Raw genomic sequence first — 21,194 nt, forward strand, 5'->3', positions numbered from 1 at the left:
TCCGGACCACGCCTACTTCAATCAACCGCTTCTCGCAGCGGCATAAAACCCGGCAGACGATCCACTTATCAAGCCGTCGAGCCTGTTCAGACAAACCGAGCCACCTCTCATCGCCCGCGAGAAGCTCGTCGCTGTATCGAAAGGGACCGATCCGGCTGATGTGAATAAAGCGTCGCGTGTCGCTCGAAGCGTTGCAGAGATTTGCGACTGGTTCACCGAGAACGCCGAATCGGGTCGTATTCTGGGGAGACGTCGCCGCCCGATCAAGCCGAGCACGCTTGCCATGGATCGCAGTCGCATCGAACAGCACATCAAGCCGCTGATCGGCAAGAAGCAGGTGCGATCGCTCAGCCTCGGTGACATCGAAGGGATGCAGGCCGATATCGCCGCAGGCAAGTCTGCAAGGAAGCGCCTAGGCGGCAAAGGTGGTGCCACGACCGGCGGCGCCGGCGTCGCGTCGCGGACCGTGTCGACGCTGCATAGCATCTTTGAACATGCCGCCCGGCTCGGTGAAATCGAAACAAATCCGGCTCGCGGCGTGCGCCGGCTTGCCAGCACACCGCGCCAGAGGCATCTCAGCCGAAGCGAAATCGGGCGGTTGGGCGAGACGCTGAGCGTTGCCGCCGACAAAGGCGAGCATCCGACCGGGCTCGCTGCCATCCGCTTCCTAATCTTGACGGGATTTCGGCGCATGGAAGGGCTTGGCCTCGAGCGGGATTGGCTCGACGAGGAAAACGGCGCGGTCCGTTTTCTCGACACCAAGAGCGGCGCTCAGATCCGCGTGATTGGTGAGGCGGCGATCGATGTCTTGCTCGATCAACCCGCAACAAATTCAAAATTCTTCTTTCCAGCCGATTGGGGTGACGGGCATTTCATCGGTGTTGTGCGCGTTCTCGATCGCGTTTGCCAACAAGCTGGGCTTGAGGACGTCACGCCTCACACGTTGCGCCATACCTTTGCGAGCCTTGCCGGTGAGCTTGGCTTTTCTGAACTGACGATCGCGGCGCTGCTCGGGCACTCCGCGCGCGGCGTTACACAGCGCTACGTTCATATCGACGAGGCGCTTCGAATGACTGCCGACCGCGTGGCCGATGAAATCGACGATTTGATGGAAGGCCGGGCGACTCCGCCGCGTCAACGCGCCCGCCGAGGCCAAGCCCCGCCCGATCATCGATCCACCGAGTGACGCGTATTGCCAAATGGCATTAACAATCTTATGTTGGGCAGATTGGCAGGAGATAATAATGTCGACGGCAAATCTGATTGAGACGCGGGCAAGGGACTTTGTCCCCTCGCCATTGACCGACGAGGAAGGCGGGGCGCTGTTTCGTGCGGCGATCAATCTTTTCCGCCTTTGGGAAATCACCGATGAAAACGCCGCGACCTTGCTCGATCTGCCGGTGCGCACCTATCGTCGGTGGAAGGCCGACGGGCCAGGTCGCCTCGACCGTGACACCAAGACACGCCTTTCGAACATCATCGGTATCCATAAGGCGCTTCGCATCATCTTCTTAGAACCGCAGCGCGGCTATGCCTGGATCAAGGCGCCCAACGACCGATTCAACGACGCGTCCGCGCTCGACGTCATGCTCGGCGGCGATCTGACCGATCTGATGCGCGTGCGGCGATATCTGGACGCCGAGCGCGGCGGCTGGTGATGGATCCTTCTGACATTCCAGTCTCCCATATAGACTGGCCCGACGCGCGGCGGATCATCCGCAGCCTCTATCCACCGATCGACCTGTTTGAGGATATCGCAGATCCCGCCGATTGGCCGCTTTTGATCTCGGCCGAACAAAAGACCAATCCACGCCTGATGGAAACGATCGGCAATCTCGATCTCGTCGCGCCCGAGCACCGCGTCAGCGGCCCCGGCGCCAGCTATCTGATGGCGCCGTTTACGCACGTAACGACTGATAGGCCCAGCCGCTTTTCTGACGGTACGTTTGGCGTGCTTTACGCTGGCGACCGGTTCGAGGTCGCATTGTTTGAGACCATCCATCACCATGCGCGCTTCATGGCCCGAACTCGTGAAGCTGCTGGTTGGACGTCGCAGTTCCGGGAAATTTTGTTGGCCGTGACGGCGGATCTCCATGATTTTCGATCAGGCGAACCGACATATCATGTCGCCCTCGACCCAGATGACTATAGTCAAAGCCAGCGGATCGCAGGCAGGCTACGTCAGGCCCGCTCGAATGGTATCGTCTATCCAAGCGTACGGTGCGACGGCGGAAAATGCGTGGGTTTGTTCCGGCCTAACGCAGCAGCAAGCGCTCATCAGGGCCGTCATCTCGACTACCACTGGGACGGCAATCGCGTGGACTTTTATCGCGATGCAGGGAGTGGCGACGTGTACAGCCTCGATGTTTCGTGAGCGCGCTGTCGCCGACAGGCTGGGCGCGCCTTCCAGGCAAAGTAGCCGCTCGGGTTGACGCTGAGGACCTTGCAAAGACGCTGGACGAGGAACTCCTTCTTCGCCTCATCGATGAGATGGAACATCATCGACTTCCCTCCTTGGCGAAAAAAGTCGCGGCCCTCTTCAGAATTTCGCGTTCCTGGCGAAGGACCCCGTTCTCGCGCCGCAGCCGCTTCAGCTCGGCCGCCAGGTCCTCTCCTGCCGCTCGGGAGGCGGTGCTTCCAGATCACGCTCCCGGCCGTTCGCCCAGCCAGCGGCGCTGCGTCGACAGCCCGACGCAGAGATCCTCGGCGATCTCGCGCTGCGTACGCCCGCTCGTCTCGACCAGACGCACAGCCTCCACCTCGAATTCCTTCCCGAACCGGCGAGTGACTTGCCCATGAAATGCTCCTCTTTCCTTCAGAAGAGCTCTCCACTTTATCGAGGCGAGTCCAGGTTGCTCGGCGACAAAGCCGCGATGATCGCCTTCTGGATGGGCTCGTCCTGCGCCGCGACAGCGGCGGTTAGCGACAACAGGCGTTGTCCTGTCTCGTAGAGCTGATCGGCCAAGGTCAACACCACCGGCAGGGTCTCCGCGTCGATCTCGAGGTCGTAATGCAGCGCGCAGATGAAGCGGATCCGGGCGCATTCCATGTCCGAAAAGGCGAGCGTCCCGGCATCCGACTTCGCCGCGACGAGCTCATCGCGAAGCCAGGTCTCGAGATCCTTTCGCTGCAGCGCCGAGATGGCCGCGACAAGCGCGTCGATACCCATCATGTCAGCATCTCCTTGCGCGGGTCTAGCCGGTTCTTTGGTTCCCATGTCTCCAGAAACGCGACCAGTTCGGGCTCCTCGGCCGCGGGAAGGACGATTTTGAGGGTGATCAGCTGATGCCCGCGTTGACCGGTCTTGTGGTTGCGGATTCCTCTCTCGCGAAGCCGCAACGTTGTGCCGGTATTGGACCACCTCGGAACGGTCACCTTGACTGGGCCGGTGATGGTCGGCACCTCGATCCGGGCGCCCAGGGCCGCCTCCGTCAAGGAGACCGGCACGTCGACGTGAATGTTACCGTCCTTGGAGCGAAAGAACGAATGCGGCTGGACATGCAGTTCGACATAGGCGTCGCCCGGGGCTCCACCGCCGAACCCGGGCATCCCTTGCCCTTTCAGCCGCAGCATCTGCCGGTCGGCTGCACCTTCGGGGATCTTGACCTGCAAGGTCTTGCCTTCGGGTAATGTGATCGTCCGCGTCGCGCCATTGGCCGCATCCAGAAAAGCCACCGGGAGCGCATAACTCACATCCTGTCCACGCGCCCTGAACGTGCCCTGGGCTCGTCGTCCTCCGCCCGAAAACGCGCGGGACAGAAACTCCTCCAGAACTTCATTGCTCGAAAATCCGTCCTGTGCGGCGTGCGAAGCGTAGGCGGGGCCGTCTGCGAAATCGCGATAGAACCGCTCATGCGGGCGCTCGGCTCCGCTGGCGTCGATTTCGCCCGCATCGAAGCGCCGGCGTTTTTCCGGGTCCTTGAGCAGGTCGTTCGCCGCCGACAGTTCCTTGAACTTGCTCTCAGCCTCCTTGTCGCCCGGATGCAGATCCGGATGGTGCTTGCGCGCCAGTTTCTTGAATGCGGCCTTGATCTCCTTGCTGGTCGCGGAGCGGTCGACGCCGAGGGTCTCGTAAGGGTCCTTCATGCAACTGATTCCATGCCAACCATGCCTCGAATGCCCGTGTTTTTTATCGGTACTGGGCAACACTCCGACGCCTCTGTTGCCGCGCCGATGGATGGCAGGTTCAAGCCGCCGCAGTCGGCAACTTGTCACGCACCCATTGCACGATCTGATTGGTCGACATCGCACCCGAGGTTCGGGCCGCCTCCCGCCCGTCGAGGAACAGGATCATCGTTGGAATGCCGCGAATACTGAGGCGAGAGGCGGCCCCCTGTTCGGCTTCCGAATTGAGCTTGATCATGCGGACCCGCGGCTCCAGATCGCGCGCCGCGGCCTCATAAGCGGGCGCCATCGCCAGACATGGTCCGCACCAGGGGGCCCAGACATCGACGAGAACCGGAACCGTACCGCGCGCGATCTGGCGGTCGAAATTCTCCGCGCCGACATCCTCGGGATGGCCGGCGAACAGCTTCGCCCCGCATTTCCCGCATTTGGCGCCGCTGGCCGATCGCGACGGCGGCAAGCGGTTGACGCCGCCGCACTTGCTGCAGACCACACGTGTCTCGGTCATTCCGTTCTCCTTCCGCCCGGTTGAGTCTGCCAACCCCGATGGCCGAGCCGCGCAGCTGAATCCAGGACAGGGTATCCATTGAACTCANGACCACACGTGTCTCGGTCATTCCGTTCTCCTTCCGCCCGGTTGAGTCTGCCAACCCCGATGGCCGAGCCGCGCAGCTGAATCCAGGACAGGGTATCCATTGAACTCAATCCTCCACGATCGTCTGAACACCGCCCTGCTGACCGTTGCATTCCTTGGCCTTGTCGGGGGGCTCGGCCTGACATTTGCCGATCTGTCGCAACTGGCGGATACGATCTGGGCGGCGGGTATCCTGCCGGTCCTCGCCGCCTTGGTCGTGGAGATCGTCCGGAGTCTGCGGCAAGGCGAGGTCGGGCTGGACATCGTCGCCGCACTGTCGATGTCGGCGGCACTGCTGTTTGGCGAAACGCTCGCGGCGGCGGTCGTGGCGCTGATGTATTCGGGGGGAACCTTCCTTGAAAGCTTCGCCGAGGGTCGCGCCCGACGAGAGATGAGCGATCTTCTCTCTCGTGTGCCTCGCACCGCGACGCGCCACCGCAACGGCGCGCTCGACGACGTGCCCTTGGATGACGTCGAGCCTGGCGATCTTCTGCTGATCCGGCAGGGGGACGTGGCGCCCGTCGACGGCACAGTCGAAAACAGCCGCGCGATGGTCGACCAGTCGGCGCTGACCGGCGAGTCGATGCCCGTGCGTCTGGAGCATGGGCAAGACGTGATGAGCGGTTCGACCAACGCGGGCGAACCTTTCGACCTGCGCGCCAATCGCCGGGCGGCCGACAGCACTGAACCGCCCCGGGTTTCCCGGAGACCTCATTTCCTGAATGGGGTCATGATGACGAAACAGACATCGAAGAGATATTCGCCGGAGGTCCGCGAGCGGGCAGTCCGAATGGTTTTGGAGCATCAAGGCGAACACGCCTCGCAGTGGGAGGCGATATCGTCGATTGCGGCGAAGATCGGCTGTGCCGGCGAGACGCTGCGCAACTGGGTTCGCCGGGCCGAACGCGACCAGGGCGTTCGCGCCGGTCAGACGAGCGATGAGCGCGACCGGATCAAGGCTCTCGAACGAGAGAACCGCGAGTTGCGGCAGGCCAACGAGATCCTGCGTAAGGCATCGGCGTATTTTGCTCAGGCGGAGCTCGACCGCCCGTTCAGACGATGACGACGTTCATCGACAACCATCGTGACGTCTATGGGGTCGAGCCGATCTGCCGTTCGCCATTGTCGCTCGGACCAATGGCGCGACATGGCTCACTCTGCCGATCGCCCCATCGACGTATCACGAGCACGCGGCTCGCAACCGCGATCCTGATCGTCGCCCGGCCCGCGAACGTCGCGACGACGAACTCTGCCAGGATATTCGCCGTGTCTTCGAAGCGAACTTCGGCGTCTACGGCGTTCGCAAGGTTTGGCGCCAGATGAAGCGTGAAGGCATTGATGTCGCCCGCCGCACCGTTGCCCGACTGATGCGAAGCCTTGGCCTGAAGGGCGTCGTTCGCGGCAAGCCGGTGAAGACGACGATCAGCGACAAGGCTACGCCCTGTCCGCTGGACCTGGTGAACCGGCAGTTTCAGGCTGCGTCGCCGAATGCCCTGTGGGTCAGCGATTTTACCTACGTCGCCACCTGGCGTGGCTTCGTTTACGCGGCCTTTGTTATCGACACCTTCGCCCGCCGGATTGTCGGCTGGCGCGTCTCACGAACGGCCCACGCCGACTTCGTCCTCGACGCCCTGGAGCAGGCGCTCCATGACCGGCGGCCCTTCGCCGGCGGTGGCCTCGTGTGCCATTCCGACCGCGGATCCCAATATGTCAGTATTCGCTACACCGAGCGTCTGGCCGAGGCCGGCATCGAACCTTCTGTCGGAAGCGTCGGAGATTCATATGACAACGCCCTGGCCGAAACGATCAACGGCCTGTTCAAGGCCGAAGTAATCCATCGACGCGGCCCGTGGCGAAGCTTCGAAGCGGTCGAGTTCGCCACCCTCGAATGGGTCGACTGGTTCAACAATCGCCGCCTGCTCGAGCCGATCGGAAATATTCCTCCCGCCGAGGCGGAAGCCGCATACTACGCCCAGCTTGAGGCCATGCCGATCGCCGCGTAGAACTCAAACCAAACGGTCTCCGGGAAACCCGGGGCGGTTCAATGCCGCAGGCTGTCCAAAGACTTCGAGAACCTGTCGCGCAGCGCGCTCGCCTTCCTCAAACTGGCGTCTATCCGCTTCATGATGCGAAGGCTCTGTTTGAAATGAATAACTTTCCGGACCGACTCTAACACTACTTTGGGCGATGTCACGTTGTTTCCTTGGCAAGGATCTTTGTGTAGTTGGGGGGGGCATGAGCAGGACCGCGCCGACGTACAAGAAACACCGCTATAGCGGATGACCGCTCGGAGCCCACTATGACTGATGCTGCATCGCACACATTCGGTCGCAGTGCGGCGGGCGCAGTTATTCGAGGCCAGAACGATCCGCCTCGTCTCGAATTGACATTCTGCTGCGACTGGCCACATATCTGCGGACATGGCCAGGGGTGCTCCGTTCGGGGCTGAGATGCGCGAGACCGCGCGAACCCTTCACAGCTGATCCGGGTAATGCCGGCGGAGCGAGGAAACATGTTCATAGGCGCGCAGGTGTCGCTCTATCCGATGACGTCGGAGTTCGTGGACGTAATCACATCGGGGCTCGCCGCTCTAACCCCCTACTACAGTGAGTTGCGGATCGAGACGGACGACATGTCGACCCTGATGGTCGGCGCGCCCGATCCGCTGATCGACGCGATCCGGGATCTGTTTGCTGCCGCCGCGCGGCAGCCCGATCATGTCACGATGCATGTCACCCTGTCGCGGGGATGTTACGGTGAACCCGACGATCCCAGTTGCCGCTGCGAGACGCTGGCGCGCGCACAGGATGAAACCTTCGAGGAGCGAAAGGCTCTGGCGCGGGACGCGGTCGCCGGCGCGCCGGATCTCGGCGTCGGGATCGACGTCCAGTTCTCGCTCTACGTGCTGGGCCAGGACCGCCACATGGACGAGATCTACGGTTGCATCGAGTTTCTGAAAGGCTCGGGCACTTTCCTGAAGTCCAAGAACTTCTGCACGCGGCTGCGCGGCGATGCAGGCGCGGTGTTCGAGACGGTGCGGCAGGCGTTCCTGCGCTTCGGTCCTGCCGAGGGACATGTCACGATCGACCTGACAGCCTCCGTCAACAGCCCCAGCTTCGCCTGACCCCGCCCGTCGCACAGCCGGTTCGCGTCCGGAGACGTCATGCAATCCCTGCGACACATCCTGCCGACAGTGCTGATCGCTTCGGCGCTTCTACTGGCCTGGCAGGTCTATTGCGCGCTTGCCGGGGTCTCACCGCTGGTGCTGCCCGCGCCGACGGACGTGCTGCGATCCCTCATCGTCGAGCGCGCGCGGATCGGGCCCCATGCGCTCAGCACGATCTGGGTCGCCACGCTGGGCTTCTCCACTTCGGTCCTTTTCGCCTTTGCCGCCTCTGTCGCCCTGCATTTCAGCCCTTGGCTCCAGCGCGGCCTGATGCCGCTGCTCGTCGCCAGCCAGACCATTCCGCTCGTCGCACTGGCGCCGCTGATGATCCTGTGGTTCGGCTTCGGGCTGTTGCCCAAGGTGCTTCTGGTCATCCTGGTCACCTTCTTCCCGATCCTCGTGAGCCTGCTGTCGGGCTACGGCCAGGTGCCGCAGGCCTATCTGGATCTCCTGACCTCGATGCGGGCCGGCAAACTCCGCATCTTTCGGCGTGCGACGCTGCCGGTGGCGCGGGCGTCGTTCTTCGCGGGGCTGAGGATTTCGGCCACCTATGCCATTGTCGCGACGATCTTCGCCGAGTATGCCGGCGCGCGGCAAGGGCTCGGGATCTACATCCTCACCGCCAAGAACAGTTTCCGCGCCGATCTCGTGCTTGCCGCCGTCGTCGTCTCGGCCGGCCTGACCCTGCTGCTCCTGGGTGCGCTGCGTCTGATCGAACGACTCACCGCACACGGCCACCGACGAGGGCGCGATGCTGCGGGTTGAGGGGCTGACGGTCCGGGTGGAGGCGCGGACGCTGGTCACGAATTTTTCGTGCGAGCTTCGGGAGGGGCGGATTACCTGCCTGATTGGGCCCTCGGGCTGCGGCAAGACATCCGTGCTCAAATGGCTCGCCGGCATCCTGCCGCCCGGCATCGAGGCAAAGGGCAGGGTCACGCTCGACGGCGCACCGATCCTGCGCCCGCATCCGAGCATCAGCTATCAGCCGCAGAGCGACGCTCTGTTTCCTTGGCTGACCGTCACCGACAACGCGGCGCTCGGGCTCGAGATGGCGGGACTGCCGCGCAGGGCCGCGCGCGAGAAGGTCGCGGACCTGTTCGTCCCGTTCGGGCTGTCGGGATGCGAAGATCTCTATCCCGACCAGGTCTCGGGCGGCATGCGCCAGCGCGCGGCGTTCCTGCGCACGATCGTGCAGGACAGCCGTTTCGTCCTTCTGGACGAGCCGTTCTCGGCTCTGGACGCCGTGACGCGGCTCAGGATGCAGGACTGGCTTTGCGCTCGTCTGGCCGAGACATTGCGCGGTGTCCTGATGGTTACCCACGATCTACACGAGGCTACACAGATGGCCGACCACATCCTCGTCATGTCGGCGCGGCTGGGCCCCCTTGTCGCCGACATCCCCATCACCACCCCCCGCGAGAGGCGGAGCGAAGTGGCGTTGGCCGAAATCCGCACGACCCTCAGAACCCTGCTACTCAAGGAGTGATACGATGATCCGCAATCTGCTGCTCGCAGCCTGCCTGACCCTGCCAATCGCCGCCGAGGCCCGGGAAAAGGTGACCATCGCCCTCGACTGGACGCTGAACACCAACCACGTCGGCCTGATCGTCGCACGCGACCGCGGGTTTTACGACGAGGCCGGGCTGGAGGTGGAGATCCTGCCCTATTCGGACACCAGCTCGACCGCGCTGCTGGCCGCCGATGTCGCGGATTTCGCCTATATGACCTCGCTCGGTTTCATGAGCGCGCGCCCCGCCGGAGCCGACATCATCGCCCTCTGGGCCACGATGCAGCACGAGGCCGGGCGGCTGGTCTACAACAGCGCCAACGAAGCGATCACCCGCCCGGCGGATCTCTCGGGCAAGACCTATGCCGGCTTCGGCAGCGCCTGGGAGGACGCCCTGATCGGGACGATGATCCGCAACGACGGAGGCGAGCCGGTCTATGACACGGTGACGCTGGGCACCGGCGCATACGAGGCGCTGGCGACGGGGCGCGTCGACTTCACGCTCGAGGTCGCGACCTGGGAAGGCGTGAACAGCGAGCTTCTGGGGCGCGAGCAGTCTTCCTTCACCTACGCCGACTACGGCGTCCCCGATCAGCAGAATGGCTACATCGGCACCCGTGCCGAGATCCTGCAGGACGATCCGGAGACGGTGACGGTCTTCATGAAAGCGACGCAGGCCGGATACGAATGGGCGGTCGATCATCCCGAGGAAGCGGCGGAGCTGCTGATCGCCGCCGGCGACTTCCCGAACCCGGAGCTGGTGCGAGGCTCGATGGAGAAGATCGTCGCGGGCGGCTACATGCGGGACAGCAACGTCCCCGTGGGCAAGATCGACGCCGATCGTTTCGCCGAGATGGCGCAATTCCTCTTCGACAGCGGCGTTCTCAAGGACCCGAGCGGCGCACCGCTGGAGTGGCCGGGAGATGTCGCGGACTGGTTCGACCAGAGCTGGATGGACGAGTGATCCTGAATGCGGTCCTGTTTGGGCATGGCAGCCACGAGGCGGCCTGGCGCAGCCCCGGCATGCGCGCCACCGCACCGCTCGAACTGTCGCATTGGCTGAGTTGCGCGCGGGAGGCAGAGGCCGCCGGGTTCGACGGCCTCTTTCTGGGTGACAGCCTCTGCCTGCAGGACCGTCCAGAGCATCATCCGTCCGAGACGCTCGATCCGCTCATGGTACTGGCGGCGCTGGCCGGAGCGACCGATCGGCTGACGCTGATCGGTACCGCCTCGACCAGCTTCAACCATCCCCTTCACCTCGCCCGGCGTTTCCACAAGCCGCACCACGCGGCCGGTGCGCTCGGCCGCGATCAGAGTGGTGCCGGAGCCGCCAAATCCGTCCAGTACGATCTCGCCACGGCGGGTGCCTGAGCATAGTCCAGTACTGATACCTTGATATCAACCATGCCGTCCTCGGAAATCTTGAAATACTCCGCGTGGACCCGCTGACCCGCTGACCCAAAGACCTCGTCCCCGCCCGTGAACCGCGTCACCACACCTGAGGCGGAGCGAGGGGAACGTCGGTCAGGTTCAGATTGTCAGAAGCCCGCAAGGTCACGTAGGCTGCTGCGCTGAGCGCCTTGCAGTCGGCAAGGGCGCGATCGAACCATCTTTCGCTGAACTCTGTCAGCAGGTGTGACGCCAGCGTGCTCTTGCCAGCATCGCAAAGGATCGCAGCGCTCTCCTGAACGGCGGCGAGCTCCTCGCAGATCAGCGCCTCGATATTGCGCCAGTGGCTGCCCACGTCGCCGAGCAGCTTTTCCTGTTCCTGAAAGGCCAGGTGCATCAGCCGCTTGAATTCGTAGGCCGCAGAGTCGGCGGTCTCGATCCCTTGAGGGACGCGCGATACGACTTCTGGGTTCTGGGTCTCTTTCCGGCGATCAAGGAACCGCGCGCTCTCGCCCGAGGTCAGATAGCGGTGCTGACGATAGGCTGGCGGCACCGAGGTCTGACAGAGCCAGACAGGCATCAGTGGGGCAGTAACCGGGCCGACCGGGGCATGCCACATCATCCTCAGTTCGGGATGGGCGGGATGTTCCAGAGGCACGACCTGCCCGTAGCCCGCTGTGTCGCCGGTCAGGCGTTCGGTCGAAATCGACCAGAACACGTCGGCGAGCCCGATCTTTTCGCGGCGCGACGCACGGCTGTGCATTTCTTCCTCGATCCATACGGCACCCACCCAGGGGCCTTTCCCATCTCCGTAGATGCGGTTGACGTCAAACGGACCCTCGGACGGATCGTACCAGCCCCGCTGACGCGCGGTGCTGATGAAATGCGGCGGAAACCGAAAGTCCGCGTCGGGCGCCTCGGGAATGACCCCGATGTATCCCGGCCGGGACGCTCGGATGCTGTCGTCGCCAAGGCGTTCCGCGACCCAGAGGCCCAGTCCGCCGGCAAACTCGATCACCACCCATGCCTCATCGGGGTCGGCGATGATGTGTGAATTGCCCCCGTAGGTAGAGTAGCCATGACTGGCGATCAGCGATCCGATCAGAGCGACTCCCTCCCGCGCCGAGCGCGCGCGCTCCACCACGATGCGCGCGAGATCGGAGTAGTTCGGCCCGGTCTGATCCTTAGGCGTGATCTCGACGAGCGCCTTGCTGGAGTTCGACCAGATATCACGCACCGCGACCCCATGCTCGTTCAGCCCCCCGTTGGTCAGCGGCGCCGGAACGCCGAGATAGTGGCTGTAGTTGACGCGCATGTTGCGAAAGGTCCGGGGCGCCTGGGGAATTCCCGACAGATGGCCCGGCATGTCCGCCTGCGGCGTCACTCCGACCGTGATTGTCGCGCCCTCTGTGTGGTCCTGCCGCGGGTAGATGTCGAGCCAATGGCTGGACGGCTCGTCCCCGTAGCCCGCGAGATAGGGGATGCCGGTCGCCGTATGCGACCGACCGATATAGATGCCGTAACTCAATTCATTTTCCCTTTCGCAGGCGTTCCGCTGGCTGGTTCAGCGGAAAATGGCAGGCATGGATCCGCCCGTTGTTCTCACAAAGATGCGGTGGTCTCACGGCCCGGCAGAGATCCTTCGCATAGGGACAGCGACCTACGAAATCGCAGCCCTTCGGGCGGTTCAGCAGGCTCGGAACCTCGCCCGAGATCGACACATGCGTGGGTCGCTCGTCGGGATCCGGCTGCGGTATGCCATTCACGAGCGTTTCGGAATAAGGGTGCATTGGCGCGTTGAAAATATCGTCGGCGGGGCCTTCCTCGACGATGCGGCCCAGATCCATGATGGCCAGACGGTCGCTGATATGGCGCACTACCGGAAGGTTATGGGTGATGATCAGGTAGCCGAGCCCGTGCTCGGCCTGAAGATCGGCCATCAGGTTGAGGATTTCGCCCTGGACTGACATATCGAGACCAGCGGTGGGTTCATCCGCGATGTTCAGCTTGGGGTTGAGAGCGAGGGCGCGGGCGACGCCGTCGTGCCTGCCCGCCGGACAATTCGTGGTGTGTAGGGCGGTGAGACCACGAAGCGGCGCCGTTTTGGCCGGCCGCGCCGGTTTAAAACCCGGCCAGTGGTATCGTCACGTTGAATTACGCCCAGAAGCGTTCGGAACTTGCAAATCGGATTGGTCTCGGTCCAAAAGCGGGCGCCAAGGTCGGACGGAAGAAGGCTGCCGAGCTTCAATTGCTCGGTGCGCACCTCCGCCGCGCAGCTAGCGATGCTGCCGATCGTTCGTCCAGGGCAATGGCGTGCCTGGTATTGAACGCGTTGACCCCTTGGCCAGTGCACGATGTCTTCAATATGCTTCAGTCAGAGCAACAAGAGACTGCAAATGGCCAAGAACCGAGACCGCCGTGGATCACATCGTTCCGAATGGAGCGACGAGGGCGACCACAACTTTCAGGAACCCAGCTTCTTTCAGAAACAGCCATCGAGGAGCCTCTCCAACGGAGTGGATGCGGAGGTGCTGTGGTTCAATTCCGACAAGGGATTTGGGTTTATCCAGACTCCCGATGGCGGCAAGGCTTTTCTCCACATCCGGCAGTTGGAGGCTGCGGGCTACAAGACCGTTGCGGATGGCACGGCCATAAAGGTGGTCATCCAGCCGGGCGACAAGGGCCCCCATGTTGCGGAGGTTCTGGATGTTGCTCCGGCATCCGCGAGCAGGCGGGCACCACATAGCCAGCCGGAGAGCTCTTCCAGCGACCGACCTGTAGTCGGTGAGGTGAAGGGGGTCGTCAAGTTATACCATCCCGACAAAGGCTTTGGCTTCATCGGCCAGATGGATGGGGGCAAGGACATCTTCGTACATGTCTCGACGCTTGGTCGATCTGGCATTGCCATCCTGGAAGAAGGACAAGTTGTTTGGGTCCAATACGCAGAAGGTGCCAAAGGACTTGAGGCACGTTCAGTGCGTATTGCCTGATATTTCGAAGTTATGAAAATCAACGGATTGAGTCCGCCACTTCTAGTGGATTGATCGGATCGAAAGAGTCCGATTGGGGATTCCGTATCGGGCTGTGACGTGCGAGTCTGCCGGATGCGCAGCGGCATCTCCTTCACGCCTTCGTACCGCGACCGTCAGCGATTGCAAGCGATCGTAGCGGACCCCAAGAGTCCGCAGAAGCATGTGTGGCGGGCGCGTATCGTGCTTCTCAGCGGGGACGGTCTGGGAACCTCGGCGATCATGGCCGCTACGGCCAAGTCCAAGACCTGCGTGTGGCGCTGGCAGGAGCGGTTCTTGCACGAAGGCGTCGTCGGCCTGCTGCGCGACCGGTCGCGTCCGCCCGGCAGGACGCCGGTCCCGCCGGAGCGCGTCGCCGAGATCGTCCGCCGGACGCAGGAGCCCCCGCCGTTCGAGGCGACCCACTGGACGTTGCGCGCGATGGCGAAGGTCGCCGGCGTTGCGGCGTCGACGGTGCAGGCGATCTGGAAGGCGCACGGTCTCAGCCCGCACCGCTGGCGGACCTTCAAGCTCTCCAACGACCCGGCATTCGCCGAGAAGCTTACTGATATCATTGGCTTGTATGTCGATCCGCCGGCCCATGCCGTGGTGCTGTCGGTCGACGAGAAATCGCTGATCCAGGCGCTCGACCGCACCCAGCCCGGCCAGCCGATGAAAAAGGGCCGGCTCGGCACGATGACCCATGATTACAAACGCCACGGCACGACGACGCTCTTTGCTGCGCTCAATGTCCTCGACGGCACGGTCATCGGACAGAACATGCAGCGCCACCGCCATCAGGAGTTCATCCGCTTCCTCAATCGCATCGAGCGCGCGGTGCCGGCAGGCAAGGCCATCCACGTGATCCTCGACAACTACGCCGCGCACAAGAAGGACAAGGTCCGCGCCTGGCTCGTCCGCCATCCGCGCTGGACCTTCCACTTCACGCCCACTTCATGCTCGTGGCTCAACGCCGTCGAGGGCTTCTTCGCCAAACTCACCCGCCGCAGGCTCAAGCACGGCGTCTTCCATTCCGTCGTCGATCTCCAGGCCGCCATCAACCGCTTCGTCCGCGAATACAATGCCGAAGACCCGAAACCATTCACCTGGAAAGCCGATCCCGATGCCATCATCGCCGCCAGAAACCGCGGGTTCCAAACGTTGGAATCAATCCACTAGCACTACTTTGGCACTTTTGGTTTATCGGTTTCCGCGATGAGCATTTCACAATGAGGGCATCGCAGGGGCGGAGGTCGTGCGAAGAGATCGAGGATAGCTTGCCTGATGGCCGGCATGCTGGGTTGTGGCGGTGGACCTGTGACTCTTTTTTTTCCGTCCCGCTGCTTTGAGGCGGCGGGATTGGAGGAAGGCGTAGGCGATCATCGTCATCAGGGCATGCCGGTGTAATCCCATCCAGGATCGGCCTTCGAAGTGGTCGAGCCCAAGCTCTTCCTTGAGTTGCTGGTGCGCCTGTTCACAGATCCATCTGGCCTTGATGGCAGCGGCGAGCATCCTGATGGTGGCATCGCCCGGCAGGTTCGACACGTAGTATTTCTGCTCTCCGGTCGACCGCCGCTCGCCGACGAGCCAGACTTCGTCGCCAGGCATGGCCTGGACGCGGCCGTCGTGCATCCTGTGCCTATGGCCATCGGCAAGCCGGACACGGCGGGCGGCGATGCGGCAGGACAGTCGGCCCTTGGTGCCCTGTCGCCAGCTGACCTTTCGCCATTTCTCTCCGGCCAACATCGTCTCGGCGGAAACCGGAGGCTGGTCAGGAATGTGGTATTTGCGGCGATTTCCGGTTTTGGCGACAGGAAAGATCAGGGCAATTTCGGCTGGGTAGACATTCTGGCGGCGCGACAAACCCACCGCCCATTTGAGGCCGCGCCCGCTCAAAGCCTGGCGGAAAGGCCCGCTTGATCCATATCCTGAATCGGCGAGCACGCAGCCGAAACGCACGCCGGAGGCGATGACACGGTCGATCTCCTCGATCGCGATCTCCGGTTTTGTCACCGCAGCCTGTCGATCCTTCGGTACGCGAGCCCGCACCATGCGCTCGGGATCGTTTATCCAGGTCTCCGGCAGAAACAGCCGCAGCCCTACCATCACCGGCACCTCGCGCGATGCCAGCGTCACCGAGACCAGAGACTGACAGTTGGCCGTCTTCCCAAGCGCGGAGGCGTATTGTGGCGCAACGCCAACCGAGTGACGCCCCTTCTTCGGCAAAGCGGTGTCGTCGATGATCAACCAAGCACTGTCGCCGCCGACCAATTTGTCGGCTTCGACAAGAAGCGCTGCTTCGAGGGGCGCTGCATCCCAAACGCCACTGCCGATGAAATGATGAAGCTGATCGTAGCTCACGCCGCCGTCGCGTGCCGCCATCGGCTGAATGCTCTTGCGATCGCCAGGGCCAATCAGCCCCGCGATATAGGCCGGGCACATCCGTGCCCGCGTCTTGTGCCGAAGCGCCGCGGAAAACGGCGTCAGCCAGCGCTCCAGTTCAGCTTGCCAGTTCCTGTCCATGGCCGGTCCTCCAAAAAGCCGACCTCCTATGAATCATCGAAAACCCATCCTGGGAATCTCTAAAATCCTCGCGCGCTAAAAATATGCCAAAGTAGTGCTAGCTTGCAACCTTCTTCGGGTCGAACACGCCGACCAGAGTGGCCTCCACAGTCTCGCCGATGGCGACATCTCCGGCGGCGATGCCGAAGATCGAGCCGACGAGCAGGCCATCGCCGGAGGCGGCGGCATGCCGAAGACGAGGGCCGATCTGAAAACGGCCGTCTGATCGTCAGCGGGCAGTGATCGGCGTCGGTACCGTCTCGGCATCGCTCGTATCCGAATGCACCGCCTCGCGGATCAATCGATCGGTGGTCTCCTCGAAATGTAGCCAAAGGTCGGTATGCATCTCGGAGCATTGGCGCCAGACCACGGCATCGAAAAATCCGCGCGACGCCCGCACCATGATCGTTGTCCGGCGCTGTCGCGGATAGCGATAAGGCCGGATGCCGTAGCGCCGGCACAAGGCGACGAAGAGCTTGACGGCCCAGGGATCGGGCATTGAAAACTGCATCTCAACCGGTGGATCCCGTCGGTTGATCTCGGCAAGCTTGGCCTTCAGACGCTGAACGGCCGCCTCGGCCGCGTCCCGCTCTCCATTTGTCCCGGCGCCGAAATAGAGCGCCTCGACCTTACGAAGCTTCTCCTGCAGTTGATCTTCAATGCTCATCATCACCCTCGCTCATCGAGCGACGGCATCATCCCGCGTCAAATCCGTCAATATGGAAGGCGAAACTCCCGACATCCTTCAACAGTGGCCTCTCGCGGCGCTTACAGTCGACCGCCCGCCAGAGTTCGCGGGCGGCTTCCGGTTTCGAGACCTCGAAGCGGCGGACCAGATAGCCGATCGAGACCGCGCCTCTGGACGTTCTTTCGGATAGCGGCACGACGCGCCGCCCGCACGGTGGCAGGCCTCGGCCTCGCGGCGTTTGCCGCGCTCTTATACCCGGCGTTTGGCTGGCTCGCTGGCCATACCTATCCAGCCGTCGGTATTTGGGCTCGCGCCCTGTCCTACGACGATGTTCACCATCGGGCTCCTGCTGCTTGGGACAGCCTTTAGTAGGGCAACGCGACACCCAACGCTCTGCGGAAACCGACCTCATTCGCGCCTCGGGATCTCCACGCCCCGATCGGACTCCGGGCTGCCCCTTTCGGCATATTCTCGATCCAGCATCTCGACCGTCGCGGTCGCAGTCAGGCCGTGAATGACGGTGGAAGCGAAGATGGTGAACGCCACAACCGCCCAGAGTTCCCCGTCATCAATGAACTCGACGTGGGTCGACGCATATCCGAGGTAGTAGAGCGATCCGATCCCGCGCACCCCGTATATGGCCACGACGGCTCGCGCCCTCAGGCTCAGCGGGCTTGCGAGCAGTCCGAGCATCCCCGCGATAGGCCTGACCACCAGGATCAGGCCGAAGCCGATGACCGTGTGGCTCCAATCGAGATAAGGCCATAGTGAGGGCATGACGCTGCCGAGGAGCACGAGAAGGATGGCCGTTATTGCGTGTTCGATGGAACTCGCGAAGGAATGGAGATGCTGGTGGATCCGGTGCCGGGCCTCTACCCGCCGGCACACCAGCCCCGCGACGAAGGCAGCAATGAAGCCGTAGCCTTCGGCGAGTTCCACGAGCCCGTAGGCGAGAAACACCCCGGCCAGAGCGAGGACGCCGGGGCCCGAGGCGGCGACCGTGTTCCAGGCGGGTACCGCAAGGATGCGCCCCAGCAGCCAGCCGATGGCGCCGCCGAGAACGGTGCCGACGAGGATGCGGTAGAGGACGTCCCACGCAAGCCATTCGGCAAGCCAGAGGGCCGGGTCTGATCCTTGCGAGGCGACATGGAGAGCGAGGTAGACGAACGGGAAGGCAAGGCCGTCGTTCAAGCCGGCTTCGGTGGTCAGGGCGAACCGGACCGGGTGCTCCTTGCCCTCAAGCGGCGGACCGATCTGGAGATCACCCGCGAGCACCGGGTCAGTCGGCGCGAGCACGGCCCCGAGCAGGATGGCTCCTCCCACCGTCATCCCCGCGAGGCTCCAGCCGAGAAGTGCGACGGCCGCGATGGTGAGAGGCATCGTAATGGCGAGAAGCCTGACGGTTGGCCACCAGAGTCGCCGCCCGCCCAGGTCATCGATCCGCAGCCCTGTCGCGAAAAGCACGACGATCACCACGATTTCGGCGGCAAACTCCCAAATGACCGGGTTCTCCGTGGGGTTTATCCCGGCGACGATACCCGGGAAAAGCAGCGAACCCGCCATCCCGCAGGCCATGAGGAAGGCTGTCGCCGCAGGCGGCCTTCGGACAAGGAGGTGTGGAAGCCAATACGAAACGAGCAGGCTCGCGCCCAACGCGACGAGCAGGATGTGATAGGCATCAAAACCGAAACGGGCATCTTCCATGGCCTTGTGTGCACCGTACCGGAACCTCGCTGCAATCGGTTACAGCAATTGAATGGATTTTCGAGGCCAGGAGTATTGCGGCGTCAGCCTCTCCGAGCCTGAGGTCTCCGGTCAGTACTTCGCGCGATGGCCGGGCCTCGGTCGCGAAGGGGGCGGCCTTCCGGACCGGCAATCGGTCGCCCTACAGGCGCTCAGGGCCAAGGTCGACATGGATGAAGCCCGAACGCGGGTGAAATCCGACCTCCCGGGCCGCCTCCTCGAAAGCCGCTCCGTCAAGATGCTTCGAGCGCGTAGCGCCGCCGACGGCGCGGTTGTGTTCGGGACTGCGATAAGCCGAGCGGACGATCAGCGGCTTGCCCAGCCGGTCACGCAACGCCAGCAGCTTGTCGGTGCCTCGGCACGCGATCTCGGCGGGCGAAAAGTTGCGCCAGCGCCAGGCATTCTCCGGCACGTCGCGCCAGACCGCCTGACCTTGCCAGACCGCAGCCACGATCTCGTCCTTCGTCACCATGCGATCGCGGTTTCGGACAAGATGGATCAACACGGAAAGAACCTGCGGCTCCAGCCGCGCTGGTCTATCGCGCGGCTAAGCTGAACTCGCTCCGCGTCGACTGGGAAATCTCCAAGTCCCTGTTATGCGCGAACATACAGCACAATCATCGGCTTCTACAGGAAATCTCCAGAACTCCGTCATGCTTTGCCGAAGCGAATACCCTAGGTTCACCGAGTACAATTGCGCTGGCTTCGGAAGAGCCAAAAGGGGAACGGAGAGAACGATGCAAGAAAATGCGATAGAAACAAGACGGTTCGAAACGCCTGATCAACTCCTGGACATGAAACATCGCGGGGGCATCTCCATCGTCAAGATGGCCGATGGCAGCGCAGGAATGCATGCGATCTTCGAACCCGGGTGGACTTGGGAGGCCGACGAGAAGCCGCTGCTCGGCTCGCCCGTCTCCTGCCCCATGCGGCACACCGCCTACTGCATCACGGGCCGGCTCGTGGTTCGCATGATCGACACGGGCATCGAGACGCGCATCAGCACGGGCGACTTCTTCGAAATCCCGCCGGGGCATGACGCCTACGTCGAAGGCGCCGACCGGGTCGAGATGATCCTGTTCGCGCCGCCCGAGCACCAACACTGACGGGCCACTCACTTCGGCTTGAATCACCCTGAAAACCCTTGGAGATTAACATGATACGCGCTTTGACATGTGCGGTGATCCTGATTTCTGGAGCCGCCTTCGCCCAGACCGAAATGACCGAGATCGACCGCCCAGCCTCAGAGCTGAGTCAGGTGCTGGCGCATCCACTGGATATGCCGGAAGGAGAGCTGGAAGTGCGGGTGGTCCGTGCGATGATCGAACCGCGAACGATCGCCGCCTGGCATACCCATCCGTCACCGGTTTACCTCTACATCGCAAAGGGGACGCTGACGATGGAGCTCGAAGGGCAGGAACGGCGCCAGGTCGCTGCCGGGGAAGCAATTGCCGAGCCCTTGAATTCTCCGATGCGGGCGATCAATGAAAGCGACGAGCCGGTTGAGGTAATCGTTTTTCAGATCAGCCCTCCGAAGTCCGAGTTCCTTCAGTAATAGCCGCGGAACCGGGCGGCGGCAGACAACCGCTGGACGGCCCCTGAGCGGGCCAACCATGGGAATAATCTTGCATGCACGTTGTCAACAATTCTGGAGCGAATAGCCCGCAATTCACGCTTTGGGTCGAACTGATCTTGTTCGCGCCGTTTAAACATCAGCATTGATCGGCCGCTCGGACCGGTACAGCGGCATGCCCTTTCAGAAAGCCCCGAAGGTCTCGCCCATAGCCACCACGCAACGGCGGTTTCCAACGACACACATTAGCGGCGTGAACACGCACAAAATACCGCAGATCCTTTTAGGAAACGGAGAAAATCAATGGACGCCATGACGAGACGCACAACGCAGGGACGCGGCAAGCTTTTCGCCAGCGTCCTCGAAACCATCGGAGACACTCCTGCAATTTGGATCAATTCACTCGCGCCAGCCGGGGTAGATATCTACGTGAAGGTCGAGGCCTTCAACCCGGCCGGGTCGGTCAAAGACCGACTGGCGCTCAGCATCATCGAGGAGGCTGAGCAGGACGGAAGCCTTAGCCCGGGCCAGACGGTGGTCGAGGCGACGTCGGGCAACACCGGCATCGGGCTGGCCATGGTTTGCGCGGCGAAGGGCTATCCGCTGGTGGTGACGATGGCCGACAGCTTTTCGGTCGAGCGCCGCAAGCTGATGCGGATGATGGGTGCAAAGGTCGTGCTCACACCGCGCGCGGAAAAGGGCGTCGGCATGTATCGCAAGGCTGTGGAACTGGCCGAAGCGAACGGCTGGTTCCTTGCCCGCCAGTTCGAGACAGAGGCCAACGCCCGCATCCACGAGA

General features: G+C 62.8%; 24 protein-coding genes, 4 pseudogenes, 1 riboswitch and 1 other annotated feature. Of the genes and pseudogenes, 16 read left to right on the forward strand and 12 right to left on the reverse strand.

Annotated elements, in window-relative coordinates:
- On the reverse strand, positions 1-310 hold a 310-nt coding region (locus tag VSX60_RS19550), incomplete at its 3' end, for a hypothetical protein (protein ID WP_327625941.1).
- A gap of 288 nt (positions 311-598) precedes the next feature.
- Here VSX60_RS19550 and VSX60_RS19555 point away from each other — a divergent pair.
- The 3 genes from VSX60_RS19555 to VSX60_RS19565 are packed head-to-tail and all read left to right on the forward strand — an operon-like array spanning position 599 to position 2,374.
- The gene (locus VSX60_RS19555) at positions 599-1,186 is read left to right on the forward strand and encodes a site-specific integrase (protein WP_327625942.1); all 588 of its coding nucleotides are present in this window, start codon (positions 599-601) and stop codon (positions 1,184-1,186) included.
- Between the two features lie 58 nt (positions 1,187-1,244).
- Positions 1,245-1,658 carry an MbcA/ParS/Xre antitoxin family protein gene (locus VSX60_RS19560; protein ID WP_327625943.1) on the forward strand — a complete coding sequence of 138 codons (414 nt, stop codon included), beginning with the start codon at positions 1,245-1,247 and terminating at the stop codon, positions 1,656-1,658.
- On the forward strand, positions 1,658-2,374 hold the full coding sequence (locus tag VSX60_RS19565; protein ID WP_327625944.1) for an RES family NAD+ phosphorylase: 717 nt from the start codon (positions 1,658-1,660) through the stop codon (positions 2,372-2,374). The genes VSX60_RS19560 and VSX60_RS19565 overlap by 1 nt, the downstream gene beginning before the upstream one ends.
- Before the next feature lie 2 nt (positions 2,375-2,376).
- Here the strand turns inward: VSX60_RS19565 and VSX60_RS19570 are convergent.
- From VSX60_RS19570 to trxC, 4 genes and pseudogenes are all read right to left on the reverse strand, one after another.
- Positions 2,377-2,819, reverse strand: a pseudogene (locus tag VSX60_RS19570) (transposase); the annotation flags it as partial.
- 14 nt (positions 2,820-2,833) lie between these two features.
- On the reverse strand, positions 2,834-3,172 hold the full coding sequence (locus tag VSX60_RS19575) for a hypothetical protein (protein ID WP_327625945.1): 339 nt from the start codon (positions 3,170-3,172) through the stop codon (positions 2,834-2,836).
- Entirely contained in the window at positions 3,169-4,086 is a 918-nt protein-coding gene (locus VSX60_RS19580) for a J domain-containing protein (protein ID WP_327625946.1), read from the reverse strand. Before VSX60_RS19580 ends, VSX60_RS19575 begins: the two co-directional genes overlap by 4 nt.
- 100 nt (positions 4,087-4,186) lie before the next feature.
- Positions 4,187-4,633: a thioredoxin TrxC gene (gene trxC / locus VSX60_RS19585; protein ID WP_327625947.1), complete on the reverse strand. Its 447-nt coding sequence runs from the start codon at positions 4,631-4,633 to the stop codon at positions 4,187-4,189.
- Positions 4,634-4,820: 187 nt separating this feature from the next.
- Between trxC and VSX60_RS19590 the strand changes: the two are divergent.
- The 8 genes and pseudogenes from VSX60_RS19590 to VSX60_RS22640 all read left to right on the forward strand — a co-directional run.
- Positions 4,821-5,444: pseudogene (locus tag VSX60_RS19590) on the forward strand (P-type ATPase); the annotation flags it as partial.
- A 48-nt stretch (positions 5,445-5,492) separates the two neighbouring features.
- Positions 5,493-6,762, forward strand: a pseudogene (locus tag VSX60_RS19595) (IS3 family transposase).
- Positions 5,777-5,931: a sequence feature (AL1L pseudoknot), on the forward strand. (Overlaps the previous pseudogene by 155 nt.)
- Positions 6,763-6,801: 39 nt before the next feature.
- Positions 6,802-6,909 (forward strand): annotated as a pseudogene (locus VSX60_RS19600) (IS5/IS1182 family transposase); the annotation flags it as partial.
- 266 nt (positions 6,910-7,175) lie between these two features.
- A riboswitch (TPP riboswitch) is annotated at positions 7,176-7,282 on the forward strand.
- Positions 7,272-7,883 (forward strand): YkoF family thiamine/hydroxymethylpyrimidine-binding protein, encoded by a 612-nt coding sequence (locus VSX60_RS19605; protein WP_327625948.1) that lies wholly within the window; start codon positions 7,272-7,274, stop codon positions 7,881-7,883. It overlaps the preceding riboswitch by 11 nt.
- A gap of 39 nt (positions 7,884-7,922) precedes the next feature.
- The gene (locus VSX60_RS19610; protein WP_327625949.1) at positions 7,923-8,690 is read left to right on the forward strand and encodes an ABC transporter permease; all 768 of its coding nucleotides are present in this window, start codon (positions 7,923-7,925) and stop codon (positions 8,688-8,690) included.
- Positions 8,677-9,411 carry an ABC transporter ATP-binding protein gene (locus VSX60_RS19615; RefSeq protein WP_327625950.1) on the forward strand — a complete coding sequence of 245 codons (735 nt, stop codon included), beginning with the start codon at positions 8,677-8,679 and terminating at the stop codon, positions 9,409-9,411. The genes VSX60_RS19610 and VSX60_RS19615 overlap by 14 nt, the downstream gene beginning before the upstream one ends.
- Positions 9,412-9,415: 4 nt before the next feature.
- Positions 9,416-10,396, forward strand: coding sequence for an ABC transporter substrate-binding protein (locus VSX60_RS19620; protein ID WP_327625951.1), 981 nt, complete (start codon positions 9,416-9,418; stop codon positions 10,394-10,396).
- The gene (locus VSX60_RS22640) at positions 10,393-10,803 is read left to right on the forward strand and encodes an LLM class flavin-dependent oxidoreductase (RefSeq protein ID WP_442873129.1); all 411 of its coding nucleotides are present in this window, start codon (positions 10,393-10,395) and stop codon (positions 10,801-10,803) included. Before VSX60_RS19620 ends, VSX60_RS22640 begins: the two co-directional genes overlap by 4 nt.
- 118 nt (positions 10,804-10,921) lie before the next feature.
- On the opposite strand, the gene VSX60_RS19635 is transcribed toward VSX60_RS22640, so the two are convergent.
- Both VSX60_RS19635 and VSX60_RS19640 read right to left on the reverse strand, forming a co-directional pair.
- Positions 10,922-12,349 carry a C69 family dipeptidase gene (locus VSX60_RS19635; RefSeq protein WP_327625952.1) on the reverse strand — a complete coding sequence of 476 codons (1,428 nt, stop codon included), beginning with the start codon at positions 12,347-12,349 and terminating at the stop codon, positions 10,922-10,924.
- 1 nt (position 12,350) lies between these two features.
- Complete coding sequence (locus VSX60_RS19640; RefSeq protein WP_327625953.1) at positions 12,351-12,791, reverse strand: ABC transporter ATP-binding protein; 441 nt, start codon at positions 12,789-12,791, stop codon at positions 12,351-12,353.
- 426 nt (positions 12,792-13,217) lie between these two features.
- Here VSX60_RS19640 and VSX60_RS19645 point away from each other — a divergent pair, with 426 nt between their 5' ends.
- Both VSX60_RS19645 and VSX60_RS19650 read left to right on the forward strand, forming a co-directional pair.
- Complete coding sequence (locus VSX60_RS19645) at positions 13,218-13,811, forward strand: cold-shock protein (protein ID WP_327625954.1); 594 nt, start codon at positions 13,218-13,220, stop codon at positions 13,809-13,811.
- A gap of 114 nt (positions 13,812-13,925) precedes the next feature.
- Complete coding sequence (locus VSX60_RS19650; RefSeq protein WP_327625955.1) at positions 13,926-15,008, forward strand: IS630 family transposase; 1,083 nt, start codon at positions 13,926-13,928, stop codon at positions 15,006-15,008.
- 45 nt (positions 15,009-15,053) lie between these two features.
- Here the strand turns inward: VSX60_RS19650 and VSX60_RS19655 are convergent, their stop codons facing one another.
- The 5 genes from VSX60_RS19655 to VSX60_RS19675 form a co-directional block, all read right to left on the reverse strand.
- Positions 15,054-16,352 carry an IS701 family transposase gene (locus VSX60_RS19655; protein WP_442873130.1) on the reverse strand — a complete coding sequence of 433 codons (1,299 nt, stop codon included), beginning with the start codon at positions 16,350-16,352 and terminating at the stop codon, positions 15,054-15,056.
- 97 nt (positions 16,353-16,449) lie between these two features.
- Complete coding sequence (locus VSX60_RS19660; RefSeq protein ID WP_327625962.1) at positions 16,450-16,599, reverse strand: DUF2190 family protein; 150 nt, start codon at positions 16,597-16,599, stop codon at positions 16,450-16,452.
- Between the two features lie 21 nt (positions 16,600-16,620).
- Positions 16,621-17,058 carry a hypothetical protein gene (locus VSX60_RS19665; RefSeq protein ID WP_327625956.1) on the reverse strand — a complete coding sequence of 146 codons (438 nt, stop codon included), beginning with the start codon at positions 17,056-17,058 and terminating at the stop codon, positions 16,621-16,623.
- Positions 17,059-17,487: 429 nt separating this feature from the next.
- A complete protein-coding gene (locus VSX60_RS19670) occupies positions 17,488-18,783 on the reverse strand; it encodes a cation:proton antiporter (RefSeq protein WP_327625957.1) in 1,296 nt (431 codons plus the stop codon).
- A gap of 181 nt (positions 18,784-18,964) precedes the next feature.
- Positions 18,965-19,327 (reverse strand): D-Ala-D-Ala carboxypeptidase family metallohydrolase, encoded by a 363-nt coding sequence (locus tag VSX60_RS19675; protein WP_327625958.1) that lies wholly within the window; start codon positions 19,325-19,327, stop codon positions 18,965-18,967.
- Between the two features lie 343 nt (positions 19,328-19,670).
- Here VSX60_RS19675 and VSX60_RS19680 point away from each other — a divergent pair, with 343 nt between their 5' ends.
- The 3 genes from VSX60_RS19680 to VSX60_RS19690 all read left to right on the forward strand — a co-directional run.
- On the forward strand, positions 19,671-19,928 hold the full coding sequence (locus VSX60_RS19680) for a hypothetical protein (RefSeq protein WP_327625959.1): 258 nt from the start codon (positions 19,671-19,673) through the stop codon (positions 19,926-19,928).
- Positions 19,929-19,978: 50 nt separating this feature from the next.
- Positions 19,979-20,377: a cupin domain-containing protein gene (locus VSX60_RS19685; RefSeq protein WP_327625960.1), complete on the forward strand. Its 399-nt coding sequence runs from the start codon at positions 19,979-19,981 to the stop codon at positions 20,375-20,377.
- 330 nt (positions 20,378-20,707) lie between these two features.
- On the forward strand, positions 20,708-21,194 hold a 487-nt coding region (locus tag VSX60_RS19690; protein ID WP_442873131.1), incomplete at its 3' end, for a PLP-dependent cysteine synthase family protein.

The sequence above is a fragment of the Aurantimonas sp. A3-2-R12 genome, assembly GCF_036016755.1.
Lineage (GTDB): Bacteria > Pseudomonadota > Alphaproteobacteria > Rhizobiales > Rhizobiaceae > Aurantimonas > Aurantimonas coralicida_A.